At 67.9% G+C, this 12,852-nt stretch carries 14 protein-coding genes and 1 pseudogene; 7 read left to right on the forward strand and 8 right to left on the reverse strand.

What is annotated here, in order from left to right:
• Positions 1-56 precede the first annotated feature (56 nt).
• Entirely contained in the window at positions 57-1,589 is a 1,533-nt protein-coding gene (locus EET13_RS11070; RefSeq protein ID WP_122442329.1) for a PPE family protein, read from the reverse strand.
• A 305-nt stretch (positions 1,590-1,894) separates the two neighbouring features.
• Positions 1,895-2,566 (reverse strand): pyridoxamine 5'-phosphate oxidase, encoded by a 672-nt coding sequence (gene pdxH, locus EET13_RS11075; RefSeq protein WP_122442330.1) that lies wholly within the window; start codon positions 2,564-2,566, stop codon positions 1,895-1,897.
• 289 nt (positions 2,567-2,855) lie between these two features.
• On the opposite strand from pdxH, the gene pdxS reads away from it, so the two are divergent.
• The 4 genes from pdxS to EET13_RS11095 all read left to right on the forward strand — a co-directional run bounded on the left by pdxS (position 2,856) and on the right by EET13_RS11095 (position 6,077).
• Entirely contained in the window at positions 2,856-3,752 is an 897-nt protein-coding gene (gene pdxS, locus EET13_RS11080; RefSeq protein ID WP_122442331.1) for a pyridoxal 5'-phosphate synthase lyase subunit PdxS, read from the forward strand.
• Positions 3,753-3,761: 9 nt separating this feature from the next.
• Positions 3,762-4,598, forward strand: a complete 837-nt coding sequence (gene tesB / locus EET13_RS11085; RefSeq protein ID WP_122442332.1) for an acyl-CoA thioesterase II — start codon at positions 3,762-3,764, stop codon at positions 4,596-4,598.
• Entirely contained in the window at positions 4,595-5,191 is a 597-nt protein-coding gene (gene pdxT, locus EET13_RS11090; RefSeq protein ID WP_122442333.1) for a pyridoxal 5'-phosphate synthase glutaminase subunit PdxT, read from the forward strand. Before tesB ends, pdxT begins: the two co-directional genes overlap by 4 nt.
• 130 nt (positions 5,192-5,321) lie before the next feature.
• Positions 5,322-6,077: a YebC/PmpR family DNA-binding transcriptional regulator gene (locus EET13_RS11095; RefSeq protein ID WP_122442334.1), complete on the forward strand. Its 756-nt coding sequence runs from the start codon at positions 5,322-5,324 to the stop codon at positions 6,075-6,077.
• 94 nt (positions 6,078-6,171) lie between these two features.
• Here the strand turns inward: EET13_RS11095 and EET13_RS11100 are convergent, their stop codons facing one another.
• From EET13_RS11100 to EET13_RS11120, 5 genes are read right to left on the reverse strand one after another with little or no spacing between them, the layout of a single operon-like run.
• A complete protein-coding gene (locus EET13_RS11100; RefSeq protein ID WP_122442335.1) occupies positions 6,172-7,722 on the reverse strand; it encodes a polyamine aminopropyltransferase in 1,551 nt (516 codons plus the stop codon).
• Positions 7,719-8,201, reverse strand: coding sequence for a DUF350 domain-containing protein (locus EET13_RS11105; RefSeq protein ID WP_211186409.1), 483 nt, complete (start codon positions 8,199-8,201; stop codon positions 7,719-7,721). Before EET13_RS11105 ends, EET13_RS11100 begins: the two co-directional genes overlap by 4 nt.
• A gap of 24 nt (positions 8,202-8,225) precedes the next feature.
• Positions 8,226-8,657 (reverse strand): DUF4247 domain-containing protein, encoded by a 432-nt coding sequence (locus tag EET13_RS11110; RefSeq protein WP_122442346.1) that lies wholly within the window; start codon positions 8,655-8,657, stop codon positions 8,226-8,228.
• Positions 8,654-9,157, reverse strand: a complete 504-nt coding sequence (locus EET13_RS11115; protein WP_122442336.1) for a DUF2617 family protein — start codon at positions 9,155-9,157, stop codon at positions 8,654-8,656. The genes EET13_RS11110 and EET13_RS11115 overlap by 4 nt, the downstream gene beginning before the upstream one ends.
• Before the next feature lie 9 nt (positions 9,158-9,166).
• Positions 9,167-9,781 carry a DUF4178 domain-containing protein gene (locus EET13_RS11120; RefSeq protein WP_122442337.1) on the reverse strand — a complete coding sequence of 205 codons (615 nt, stop codon included), beginning with the start codon at positions 9,779-9,781 and terminating at the stop codon, positions 9,167-9,169.
• Positions 9,782-9,989: 208 nt separating this feature from the next.
• Here EET13_RS11120 and ruvC point away from each other — a divergent pair, with 208 nt between their 5' ends.
• Genes ruvC through ruvB form a run of 3 tightly spaced genes read left to right on the forward strand, consistent with a single transcriptional unit; the run spans position 9,990 to position 12,168 of the window.
• Positions 9,990-10,544 (forward strand): crossover junction endodeoxyribonuclease RuvC, encoded by a 555-nt coding sequence (ruvC, locus tag EET13_RS11125; RefSeq protein WP_122442338.1) that lies wholly within the window; start codon positions 9,990-9,992, stop codon positions 10,542-10,544.
• Entirely contained in the window at positions 10,541-11,128 is a 588-nt protein-coding gene (ruvA, locus tag EET13_RS11130; protein WP_122442339.1) for a Holliday junction branch migration protein RuvA, read from the forward strand. The genes ruvC and ruvA overlap by 4 nt, the downstream gene beginning before the upstream one ends.
• On the forward strand, positions 11,125-12,168 hold the full coding sequence (gene ruvB, locus EET13_RS11135) for a Holliday junction branch migration DNA helicase RuvB (protein WP_122442340.1): 1,044 nt from the start codon (positions 11,125-11,127) through the stop codon (positions 12,166-12,168). The genes ruvA and ruvB overlap by 4 nt, the downstream gene beginning before the upstream one ends.
• Positions 12,169-12,183: 15 nt before the next feature.
• Here ruvB and EET13_RS11140 read toward each other — a convergent pair.
• Positions 12,184-12,852 (reverse strand): annotated as a pseudogene (locus EET13_RS11140) (PE family protein); the annotation flags it as partial.

The raw sequence follows: 12,852 nt of genomic DNA on the forward strand, positions 1-12,852 counted from the left end.
GGTGGACAAAGGGCAAATCCGTTGTCCTACAACGTATCCCGGTCAGCAGCGCAGAATTAGTGGGGTTGGGGGATGGCCGGTGGCGGCAGTCCCAGGTCTATGAGTGCGTCGTATACGCCCTGGCCGGCTCCGTCGACTAATTGGCCGGCAACGGTCAGGGGGTCGAAGTGCGGGAACAGCCCCGCGGGAGTCGGCACATCCTGATATGCGGTGCGGTCGTAGCCCAGTTCCACGAGCACCCGCAGATCCGGCTGCACCAGGTCGGCCAGCGGGTTGCCCAGGATGGGGACGGCGCGCAGCGGGTTCAGCAGCGGCAGATCGTGGGTGGGAATCAGAATGTATTTGGTCATGGTGTCGGCGGGCGACACGGGCTGCATCACACCGGAAGCGATCTGGGCGGGTGTGAGGTCCGGATAGCTGGAATGGATATAGAACTGGCCCGCCAGGGCGTTGGCGTCGGCCAGGAGATTGAGCGGGTACCGCGGAAAATCGGCCTGGAAGTCGTATTGGATCGCGTAGTCGGTGGTCGGATAGGCGTTGGCCGGAGTCGCGCCGAAGAACGGCAGATCCAGAATCGGGATATACAGGCCGTGAAAGCGTTCCAGGAACCCGCCATTGGGCCGGTTGGGATTGGCGGCCAGCACAAATGACAGCTGGTCGGCAGTGGGCCGCTGATCGGCGGGCAACGTCAGCAGGTGCTGCAATTCCAGGGTGGCGGCCGAGGCGCTCTGCGAGTAGCCGAATACCACGGTCGGGTTGCCGTTTTGCGCCATGATCGCGTCGTTGAGCACCTTCGCGCTCTGCACCAGCGACTGGCCGACCGTCAGACTCGTCAGACCGGTGAGCGGCCAATACTGCTCGGGAGTATACAGGCCTTGGGCGATGAAGCCGGGGTGGATCGGGGCGACGAACAACTGGCTGATGCGGCTCACATAGCTCGATGTCGGCTGGAGAAAGGCGGTGCCCATCACCAGCGCCGTGCCCGGCCCCGGCGCCGGCGCCGTGAGGGGGCCCGCGTTACCGATTACCCCGGCGCCCGGGTTCAGGCCTGTCAGGCCCGCGGTGGGCAGGGCGCGCAGCAGCTGCTGCCACGGAGTCAGCCTGCTGACCAGCGCCGACGCATCGGAGTAATAGCCGGCCATGGCGGCCACGTTCTGGGCCCACATCTGCTCGTATTCGGCGTCGGTCGCCGCGATCGCCGGCGCGTTCTGGCCTAGCAGGTTCGATGCGATCAGCGACATCAGCTGACTCCGGTTGGCCGTGACCATCGCCGGGTGCACCGTGGCCGTCAGCGCCGTCTCGAACGTGCTCACCGCCATCCGCGCCTGACCGGCCGCCTGCCCGGCGTGCTGCGCGGCCGCGTTCAGCCAGGCCAGATAGGGCGTCATCGCGGCCGTCATCGCGGTCGACGCGGCCCCCTGCCAGGCTGCGCACAGACCCGAGGCGACCGACTCGAACGAGGCCGCCGAGACCTGCAACTCTGCGGCGAGCCCATCCCAAGCGGCCGCGGCCGACAGCATCGGGGCCACACCCGCGCCGCCGTACATGCGCGCCGAGTTGAGCTCGGGCGGTAGCACGGTGAAGTTCATGGCAGATGTCCTTCTGAGCAGCACTGTTTGCCGCCGCGCCCCGGTGCGGTCCCGGCCACCACGAGATCTCGTAGGCTGATTGCCGCCACCAGGCACGGGCAAGTGAAACCAATGGAATCGAGGTCCTGCCCGAAAGGACGTCACTGACTGTATGACAGCGCGGGTACCTGCGTCCGGACTTCGACGAATTCCGTCGGCGACACACACCGGTGCAGCCCGTAGCGGTTCGGCCCGTCCGGTGGCTGCCGCTTGGTCGATCACATGCCCCGTGACGGGTCCCTGGGGTCAGGGATGCCGCCCAACACTCAGGGCTGCAACCGTTCGAGCCGGCCGTTGGTGATTCGGATGCGGTTGTGCAGACGGTTCTCGCGGCCCTGCCAAAACTCCACGATCTCAGGAGCGATGCGATAACCGCCCCACCCGGGCGGCACCGGGATCGGGTCCTGGTTTTCGAATCGTTGTGTCACCTCGACGAGCTGTTCGTCGAGCTGTGCCCTGGAAATGGCGGGACGCGACTGCCGGGATGCCCACGCGCCCAGCTGCGCCCCGCGGGGGCGCACCGACCAATAGGCAAGTGTCTCCTCGGCGCTGACCTTGTTGACCGCGCCCCGAACGTGGGCTTGGCGTCCTAGCTCATACCAGGGGAAGGTTGCCGATGCGAACGGGGTGGCGGCAAGGTGAGCGCCCTTCTCCGATTCGTAACTGGTGAAGAACGCCACCCCCGCATCATCGAGGATCTTGCACAGCACCGTCCGGCTCACCGGTCTGCCGTTCTCCACGGTTGCCAGCACCATCGCGTTGGGCTCGATCACCCCGGCGCGCTGTGCATCACTCATCCACCGGCGCAGCAGCGCAAGCCAACCGCCGTCGAGCCAGCCAACGTCCAGGTGTCCGCAGCCGTCTTTCTCCGGTCCGTATTCACCACGCATTCTCGCCAGCTGGTCGCCGTCGAGGTCGATATCCAAACTATCGTCCATGCGGGTCAGCAATCAGTTTTCCATAGTTCGCCAGCCGATCATGGCAGCACTATATACGCGCTCCCCGGATTGCCGAATGCATTGCGAGGCGCAGCTGAAATGATGATTCGCCATTGCGTCTGAGATGGCCGTATTCTTGCCGTACCCGCAGCCGGTGGGCCGCGACCGCGACAATGTCGTCCGACACTGGCGAGTTCACCGACAGTCGTTTGCTCGGCAAGGTCTCCGGCCTATCGACACAAGCCAGCGTGGCGCTGTGGTGTGGTAGCCGCAGATTGAAGGAGGCACCGTGGATACTGCCAACCCGACAACCGGGACGGCGCGGGTCAAGCGTGGCATGGCCGAGATGCTCAAGGGCGGCGTGATCATGGATGTCGTCACCCCGGAGCAGGCGCGCATCGCCGAAGGCGCCGGCGCCGTCGCGGTGATGGCGCTGGAACGGGTGCCCGCCGATATCCGGGCACAGGGCGGGGTCGCCCGGATGAGCGATCCCGATCTGATCGAGGGCATCATCGCCGCGGTCACCATTCCGGTGATGGCTAAGGTGCGTATCGGCCATTTCGTCGAGGCGCAGATCCTGCAGAGCCTGGGTGTGGACTACATCGACGAGTCGGAGGTGCTGACCCCCGCCGACTACACCCACCACATCGACAAGTGGAAGTTCACCGTGCCGTTCGTGTGCGGGGCGACCAACCTCGGCGAGGCGCTGCGGCGTATCGGCGAGGGGGCGGCCATGATCCGCTCCAAAGGTGAGGCCGGCACCGGTGACGTCTCTAATGCCACCACGCACATGCGGGCCATCGCCGGCGCCATCCGCCGGCTGGGGTCGCTGTCCGAGGACGAGTTGTTCGTGGCGGCAAAGGAATTGCAGGCGCCCTACGAGCTCGTGGTGGAGGTCGCGCGCTCCGGCAAGCTTCCGGTGACACTGTTCACCGCCGGCGGGATCGCCACGCCCGCCGACGCCGCGATGATGATGCAGCTCGGCGCCGAAGGCGTCTTTGTTGGCTCGGGCATCTTCAAATCCGGGGCTCCCGAGCACCGGGCGGCCGCGATTGTCAAGGCCACCACGTTCTACGACGACCCGGATGTGTTGGCCAAGGTGTCGCGGGGGCTGGGCGAGCCGATGGTGGGCATCAATGTAGAACAGATCGCCCAGCCGCATCGGCTCGCTGAACGGGGCTGGTAAGAATTCTTCGTGGCGATCGAAGAGATCCTCGACCTCGAGCAACTCGAGGTCAACATCTACCGCGGGAGCGTCTTCAGTCCGGAATCAGGTTTCCTGCAACGCACTTTCGGCGGCCATGTCGCGGGGCAATCGCTGGTGTCGGCGGTGCGCACCGTCGACCCGTCGTATCGAGTCCACTCGTTGCACGGCTACTTTCTCCGGCCCGGAGATGCCAAGGCGCGCACGGTCTTCATCGTGGAACGCACCCGCGATGGCGGATCCTTTGCCACCAGGCGGGTCAACGCGATCCAGCATGGGGAAATCATTTTCAGCATGGGGGCGTCCTTCCAGACCCATCAGGGCGGCATCAGCCACCAGGACCAGATGCCGGCGGCGCCGCCACCCGACGACCTGCCCGGATTGCGTTCGGTGCGAGTGTTCGACGATGCCGGATTCCGGCAGTTCGAGGAGTGGGACGTGCGCATCGTGCCGCGGGATCAGCTGCAGCGCTTACCCGGCAAGGCTTCTCAGCAGCAGGTGTGGTTCCGCCACCACGATCGGCTGCCCGATGATCAGGTGCTGCACATCTGCGCGTTGGCCTACATGAGCGATCTGACATTGCTGGGATCGGCGCAGGTGAATCACCTGCACGAGCGTGAGCACCTGCAAGTGGCGTCGCTGGACCATGCGATGTGGTTCATGCGGGGCTTTCGCGCTGACGAATGGCTGCTCTACGACCAGTCCTCGCCGTCGGCCGGCGGAGGTCGCGCCCTCACCCACGGGAAAATCTTCACCCAACGCGGTGAGTTGGTGGCGGCGGTCATGCAGGAGGGGCTGACCCGTTATCGGCACGGATACCAGCCGTGAGCCGGCTGAGGATCGGTGTCCTGGCGTTGCAGGGGGACACCCGGGAGCATCTGGCAGCCCTGGGCGAAGCCGGAGCCGAGGCGATGCCGGTCCGGCGTCGCGACGAGCTGGCTGCGGTGGATGCGCTGGTGCTTCCGGGTGGGGAATCGACGACCATGAGCCACCTGCTGCGGGAGTTCGAATTGCTGGCGCCGTTGCGGGAGCGACTGGCCGAGGGACTCCCGGCGTACGGCGCCTGTGCCGGCATGATCCTGCTGGCTAGCCAGATTCTGGATGCGGGGGCGCGCGGCCGTGAGGCCGTGCCACTGCGTGGGATCGATATGACCGTGCGGCGCAACGCCTTTGGGCGCCAAGTGGATTCGTTTGAGGGCGATATCGAGTTCGCCGGCCTGGACGATCCGGTGCGTGCGGTGTTCATCAGGGCGCCATGGGTCGAGCGGGCCAGCGAGGATGTGCAGGTGCTGGCCCGGGCCGCGGGCCACATCGTCGCGGTGCGGCAGGGTCGGGTGCTGGCGACGGCGTTTCACCCGGAGATCACCGGCGATCGTCGTATCCATCGGTTGTTCGTCGACATCGTGCGCGGCCAGCGCTGAAGCCTGCGCTGAACCGCTTCAGCGCGGCCGGGCGTCAGCCGGGCGAGCAATGGTCAGCCGCGGTCCACGTAGACTCGGCTGTCGAACTTTCAGGCAACAGAACAGGCAACAGAAGAGGTACACCACACCGATGAGCGGCCATTCCAAGTGGGCCACCACCAAGCACAAGAAGGCCGTCATCGACGCCCGTCGCGGCAAGATGTTCGCCCGGCTGATCAAGAACATCGAGGTCGCGGCCCGTGTCGGTGGCGGTGACCCGGCGGGCAATCCCACCCTTTACGACGCCATCCAGAAGGCCAAGAAGAGCTCGGTGCCCAACGAGAACATCGAGCGGGCACGCAAGCGCGGCGCCGGCGAGGAAGCCGGTGGCGCCGACTGGCAGACCATCATGTATGAGGGCTACGCACCCAACGGCGTCGCGGTGTTGATCGAGTGCCTGACCGACAATCGCAACCGGGCTGCCAGCGAGGTGCGGGTAGCCATGACACGCAATGGCGGCACCATGGCCGATCCGGGGTCGGTGTCCTACCTGTTCTCTCGCAAGGGCGTGGTCACCCTGGACAAGAACGGCCTGACCGAAGACGACGTGCTGACCGCGGTGCTGGATGCCGGTGCCGAGGAGGTCAACGACTTGGGCGACAGCTTCGAGGTGGTCGCCGAACCGGGTGATCTGGTCGCGGTGCGCACCGCGCTGCAGGATGCCGGTATCGACTACGAGTCGGCGGAAGCGGGTTTCCAGCCGTCGGTCAGTGTGCCGGTGGATGTCGACGGCGCGCGCAAGGTGTTCAAGCTCGTCGACGCGCTGGAGGACAGCGACGACGTGCAGAACGTGTGGACCAACGTCGATTTGTCCGACGACGTGTTGGCCGCCCTCGACGAGGAGTGAAGGGGTCAAGCGGGATAGGGCGGCACCCCCTCGGGATGGGTCAGGCCGGAGCGACACGGTCGGGCGGGGCTGCCGTCTGGAACCCGTGCACCGGTTAGTCGTATCCGTGCCGCATGTCTTCGACGATGCGCGGGTTGTCCAGGGTCGAGGGCTCGAGCGGGCGCGACGCCACGTCGCCCGGGAACACCGTGGCCGCATCAAGCACCCGCTGGTTGAGGAACCGCAGCGACGGCGCGTCGCTGGGCAGCGTCGGCGCGGGGGCGCTGGACCCGCGGCGCGCCAGGACGAAGCCCCAGTCACCGAACGTGGGCACATAAACGTGGTAGGGCGTCACCGCGTACCCTGCGGCCTGCACCGACGACACCGTGCGCCAGAACGCGGTCCGCGTCGAGAACGGGCTGCCCGCCTGCACCACCATCAGGCCGCCGGGGGCCAGTGCACGGGCGGCCAGCGTGTAGAACTCGGTCGAATACAAACGACCCAGCACGGGCGTGTCCGGGTCGGGCAGATCGGCGATGATCGCGTCGAAGGTCCCCCGGTCCGAGCCGCGCAGCCAGCTCATCGCATCGTCGATCACGACGTGCACGCGCGGGTCGTCCAGCGAACCGCCGTTAGTCCCGCGCATGGTGGTGCGCGCCAATTCGACGACCGCGGGGTCGAGTTCGATCTGGACGATCTGCTGCACACCGGGTTGGCGCAGTAGCTCGCGGGCGGCCAGCCCGTCGCCTCCGCCCAGCACCAGCACCGAACGGGCACCGGATCCGAGCGCGGGATAGACCAGGCTTTCGGTGTAGCGGTATTCGTCCACGGTGGAGAACTGCAATCCGCCGTCGAGGTAGAGCCGCAGGTCGTCGCCGCGCCGCGTCACCACGATTTCCTGATAAGCCGTGTGCCGGTAGGCGATGATCGGGTCGGCGTAGAGTCGCTGCCGGCTGGTCGTCTCGATCCCGCGCGCATCCGCCAGCAGCGTCACCAGCAGCCCAAAGGCGGCGATCAGCGCGCCCAGCGCCGTCACCAACTGGCGAACCCCGACGACGCGCCGCAGCAGGAAGACCGACACGACTGCCGCGGCCACGAGGTTGACGATGCCGGTGGCGGCCGCGCCGCGGATCATGCCCAGGTGCGGAAGCAGCACAAACGGCCAGCCGAGTCCGCCGAGCAACGCGCCAAGATAATCGGCAGCGGTCAGGTTGGCCAGCGTCCGGCCGGTGTCGGTCGGTTCGGCCACCCGACCGTTCTGCAGCAGTGTCATCAGCAGCGGCACCTCGGCGCCAACCAGACCGCCGATCAGCGCGGTGCACAACGCCAGCACCCACAGCGATCCGCCGATGAAAGCGAATGCCACATACAACGCCGCCGCCGACAGTCCGCCGACAATGCCCAGCAGTACCTCCACGGTGATGAAGGTGATGGCCGCTCGCGACAGCAGCGGCTTGACCAGCAGCGCGCCGGCGCCCAGTGCGGCGATGTAGCCGGCGACGATCAGCGACGTCGCGACGATGCCACCGCCGTCCAGGCTGGCCGACAGGGTGAGCAGCGCGAGCTCGTAGACGATGCCGCAGGCCGCGCAGGCGGCGACGGCAGCCAGCAGCACCGCGCGCCAGCGCGGCGAGGCCGCAACCGGTGCCTGCTGTGTCGCTGTCATGACAGCGCGGCGGCGATCACACCCCCGACGGCCAGCATCATCACCGCCGTGGCGAATGCCGCCGGGTGTAGCGTCGGTTCCTCGACGTGCTCGCGGAAGCGACCGGGCACGGCAATCTCGAGAATGACCAGGGCCGCGCCCTGCAGCGCCACCCCGACGCCTCCGTAGACCGCGACGTCGACCAGCCCCTGGCCCAGCTGGCTGGAACTGGTGTGGATGGCGGTGATGATGACGATGGCCAGCGCCGCATACATCGCCGCGGCCAGGACGACGGCGTTGGGCCGCCGATCAATGAACACCAAGCGGCGCAGGTTGCCCGGAGTCAGCACATCGACCATCAGGAAACCCGCGATCAGGACGGCGGCACCCACCAGGAAGTACAAGATGGTCGCCACCACGCCATGCAGGATCGGGGTGATGTTGACGGTGCCGAAATCGACTCCCGTCTGATGAAACGCCTTTTGTAACGCCTGCTGCACGGCTGTCTCCTTTGGGTACTGGTCCTACTTGCTGCCGCCCGGGCCGCCGGGGCTGCCTCCGGAGCCGCCCGACGGAGACCCGGGGGTGAACCCCGGGCCGAGGAAGATGAATGAGCCATGGCTGTAGCCCGCGCTCAGTGGTTCGACGCGGATGCTGCACGGGTAGGAGCCGTCGGGGCCGACGATCACGATGTTGTTGCGGTAGCGCAGGTATTCGTTGTCGCCGCTGGCCGCCCGCGCCGCGGGGGACTGATAGTGGGCCAGTGTGTCGGCCACCTGATGTGCTGATCCCGTGCAGAGGTAACGCGTTCCGTTGGCGTCGCGGGATTCTTCGCGATAGTGAGACGCGATATATGAGCTGATGTTCCGGTTCAGCAGCACTACTCCCGAAACCAGCGACACCGTGGCGGCGACGGCCAGCCCCCCGGCCATCAGAAGCAGGCGGTTGCGGCTCACGGCTGCCACCGGCTCGCGGTGTACACCACCGAGCCGCCGGAGCCGCTCGGGTAGAGGTGCCAGGTCTGCCAGCGCCAGCCGGTGCCGTCGGGTTCGGCGGCCAGCGCGGTCAGCGCGGCGTCATCGCCAGGAAACATGCCGCCCAGCCACCCATCGTCGCGCGCGCACCGCTGGCGCAGCTCGTGGGCGAGACGGCGGAACGTCGACTCGTCATGGGTGTCGCTACGGGATTCGAGCCGGTAGCCGGGAGCCTCGGTGTGCGCCGGCAGACTCGAGCCCTGGTCTCGGGTCGAACAGGAGATCTGCTCGGAAAAGGTGGCGCCACCGTGGCGCACGGTGATGACATGCGATGCCCCCAGCACACCGAGCAACAGGGTGCCGCCGTGGGGGTGGTCCATCCGATGGCTGGCCAGGGGCCGGGGCGGCGGCGCGTTGATGGCCAGTCGCAGCCGGGCCCCCGATATGTCAGCCGGAGCGACGGCAAGCTGATGAAGCGGCACCGATGGTCCTTATGTGGACGCCGGGGGCGCGGGGTAGACGGTCAGCTCGCCGGGCAGCACCGCTTTGCCGGTGGATATCTCCCAAGGCATGTCGGGCGCCCAGCGCTCGAATGACAACATCTCGTCGGACCCCCGACCGGAACCGACGTAGTCGACGTAGTCCATCTCGCCGCCTGCGGGCAGGCCCGTCGTTCCCTCCGTGGTGTAGCCGGCATGCCCGCGCTCTGATTCCTGAAACGTCACACCGTCGATCACCTGGTCGCCGTCGGGTTGCACGGCAAGGTCGGTGCGTTTCACCCACATGACCAGCTCGAGGCGCCCATCGTCGTCTTCGACGCTGAACCACATCGGCTGGTCGCCTCCCTCCAGCAGGTGCTCCCACCAGACGAACGGTCCCTCCCGATAAGTGACTGAGCCGCGAACCACATAGTCGACGCCGCCGTGGCTGACGATGGCACCGGGGCCGAGCTGGCGCGGGCCGAATTGCGGCATCGCGTTGAACGACAGGGGATCGTGGCGGCTGCCCGGCGGCGCGGCGGTCTTGGGCCGCTTGAGAGCGACGATGAGGACGAGAAGCGACGCGATGAACAATGCCACCGCGAGCACCACCAGCAGTGATCCCACGTCAACCCTTCCCCGCGCGAGCCGATGTGCGCCCTAACGTAACAGCTTCGCTCCGGGCCGGGTCCGGATAAGAGGCATGCGACTGGGGCTACCTTCGGACGCGCGGTTAAACCGCGTGTCCTGCTCGGCCGTGTCGGAACCACCCGCTAGGCTCTCGAACAGCTGTTCGGTGCGGGACGTGAAAATGGGCGTGTGAAAGGGCAATGCGGTGCGGGTGATGGGTGTCGATCCCGGGTTGACGCGGTGCGGGCTGTCGCTGGTGGAAAGCGGCCGGGGCCGTGACCTCGTCGCGCTCGATGTCGATGTGGTGCGCACCCCCTCGGATACGGCGCTGGCGAAGCGGCTGCTGGCCATCAATGACGCCGTCGAGCACTGGCTGGACACCCACCGCCCCGATGTGCTGGCCATCGAGCGGGTGTTCTCCCAGCTGAACGTGACGACGGTGATGGGTACCGCGCAGGTCGGCGGGGTGATCGCCCTGGCGGCGGCCAAACGCGACATCGACGTCCACTTCCACACGCCCAGCGAGGTCAAGGCCGCCGTCACCGGCAACGGTGCCGCCGACAAGGCCCAGGTCACCGCGATGGTCACCAGAATCCTTGCCCTGCAAGCCAAACCGACACCGGCCGATGCGGCCGACGCATTGGCCCTGGCGATCTGCCATTGCTGGCGGGCCCCGACGATCGCGCGGATCGCGCGGGCCGAGGCGCTGGCCGCACAGCAGCGTCACGCCTATCTGGCCAAGCTGAAGTCCGCGCGATGATCGCCGGGGTCCGTGGTGAGGTGCTGGAGGTGGCCCTCGATCACGTGGTGATTGAGGCGGCCGGTGTCGGATACCGGATCAACGCCACACCGTCGACGCTGGCGACATTGCGGCAGGGGACTGAGGCGCGGCTGGTCACGGCGATGATCGTGCGCGAGGATTCGATGACCCTGTACGGATTCGGCGACCGGGAAACTCGCGACCTGTTCCTGACACTGTTGTCGGTCTCCGGTGTCGGACCCCGGCTGGCGATGGCGACACTGGCAGTACACGACGCCGCGGCGCTGCGCCGGGTATTGGCCGACGGTGATGTCGCGGCGTTGACGCGAGTCCCCGGTATCGGCAAACGCGGCGCCGAACGGATGGTGCTGGAGTTGCGCGACAAGGTGGGCCCGGCGGTGGCGGCCGCGCCCGCACTCAACGGCAACGCGGTGCGGACCCCGGTGGTGGAGGCCCTCGTCGGCCTCGGCTTTGCCGCCAAACAGGCCGAGGAGGCCACCGACAAGGTGCTGGCGGCAGAATCCGGGACCACGACGTCGGGCGCGTTGCGGGCCGCCCTGGCATTGCTGGGCAAGGCGCGATGAGCGAGCCGGGCGAGCGCGACGTCTCACCGGCGCTGGCCGTCGGCGAGGGCGATATCGACGGCAGCCTGCGGCCCCGCTCGTTACGGGAATTCATCGGCCAGCCCCGGGTGCGCGAACAGCTCCAGCTGGTCATCGAAGGAGCCCGAAACCGAGGCGGCACACCGGATCACATCCTGCTGTCCGGCCCGCCCGGGCTGGGCAAGACGTCGCTGGCGATGATCATCGCCGGCGAGCTGGGGTCCGCGCTTCGAGTGACGTCGGGACCCGCGCTGGAGCGCGCCGGCGACCTGGCTGCGATGCTGTCCAACCTGGTCGACCACGACGTGCTGTTCATCGACGAGATCCACCGCATCGCCCGCCCGGCCGAGGAGATGCTGTATCTGGCGATGGAGGATTTCCGGGTCGACGTGGTGGTCGGCAAAGGGCCCGGCGCGACGTCGATTCCGTTGGAAATCGCGCCGTTCACCCTGGTCGGCGCCACCACCCGTTCCGGGGCGCTGACCGGCCCGCTGCGCGACCGGTTCGGTTTCACCGCGCACATGGACTTCTACGAACCGGCCGAGCTGGAGCGGGTGCTGACGCGTTCGGCCGGAATTCTGGGCATTCACCTGGGTGCCGAGGCCGCAGCGGAGATCGCCCGCCGTTCCAGGGGAACGCCGCGGATCGCCAACCGGCTGCTGCGGCGGGTCCGTGACTTTGCCGAGGTTCGCGCCGACGGCGTCATCACCCGCGATGTCGCCAACGCTGCGCTGGAGGTCTACGACGTCGACGAGCTGGGCCTGGATCGGCTGGACCGCGCGGTGCTAACCGCCCTGACCCGCAGCTTCGGCGGCGGCCCGGTCGGCGTCTCCACGCTGGCGGTGGCCGTAGGGGAGGAGGCGGCGACCGTGGAGGAGGTGTGCGAGCCATTCCTGGTGCGTGCCGGGATGATCGCTCGTACCCCGCGCGGCCGGGTGGCCACCGCGCTGGCCTGGACGCATCTGGGCATGAGCCCGCCGGCCGGGGTCAGTGGGCTGGGCCAAGCGGGGCTGTTCGACTAGCCGATTCCTTGGGGACTAGGGCGATCCGTTCTTTCCGTTGGTGCCACCAAAGAAGCCTGCGGTGCCACCGGTGCCGCCCTTCCCGGGACTGATGCCGTTGCCGCCGTCGCCGCCGTTACCAAGCAGTCCCTGGCTGAACGAGCCGTTGACAGCTATCCCGACGTTGCCGCCGTCGCCGCCGTTGGCGGGCCCGGTGCCGTGTCCGGCGTCGCCGCCGTCGCCGCCCACGCTGAAGCTGAACACGCCACCTGCGTCACCACCGGCGCCGCCATTGCCGGCGGTGCCGGTGAGGCTAAGACCGCCAAGACCCCCGACGCCGCCGAAGCTCAGACCGGCGATGGTCGCGGCCTGCCCGCCCTGGCCGCCCGTGCCGCCAGTGATCATGCCCACCCCGCCGATGCCGCCGCCACCGCCGAGGCCAATTCCCAGCAGGGCAGCCGCCTCGCCGCCCTGGCCGCCCGCGCCGGCCGTGCCATTGGAGAAGCCCCCAACGCCACCGTCGCCGCCGACAGCCACGCCGGTGAGGGTGCCCGCCACGCCGCCCGCGCCGCCGGCGCCGCCGGTGCCGACACCGAAGCCGCCGAGGCCGCCGGCACCGCCATGCCCGTAGCCGAAGTTGGCGCCGCCGGCACCGCCGGTGCCGCCGTCACCACCGACACCTATGGCGCTGGTGGCGCCCCCGCC

It is taken from the genome of Mycobacterium attenuatum, assembly GCF_900566085.1.
GTDB classification, from domain to species: Bacteria; Actinomycetota; Actinomycetes; order Mycobacteriales; family Mycobacteriaceae; genus Mycobacterium; species Mycobacterium attenuatum.

Excerpts from the sequence above, each read along its gene's own strand:
- EET13_RS11070 (WP_122442329.1), bottom strand. The coding sequence starts at position 1,589 with ATGAACTTCACCGTGCTACCGCCCGAGCTCAACTCGGCGCGCATGTAC.
- pdxH (WP_122442330.1), bottom strand. The coding sequence starts at position 2,566 with ATGGACGATAGTTTGGATATCGACCTCGACGGCGACCAGCTGGCGAGA.
- EET13_RS11095 (WP_122442334.1), top strand. The coding sequence starts at position 5,322 with ATGAGCGGCCATTCCAAGTGGGCCACCACCAAGCACAAGAAGGCCGTC.
- EET13_RS11100 (WP_122442335.1), bottom strand. The coding sequence starts at position 7,722 with ATGACAGCGACACAGCAGGCACCGGTTGCGGCCTCGCCGCGCTGGCGC.
- ruvA (WP_122442339.1), top strand. The coding sequence starts at position 10,541 with ATGATCGCCGGGGTCCGTGGTGAGGTGCTGGAGGTGGCCCTCGATCAC.
- ruvB (WP_122442340.1), top strand. The coding sequence starts at position 11,125 with ATGAGCGAGCCGGGCGAGCGCGACGTCTCACCGGCGCTGGCCGTCGGC.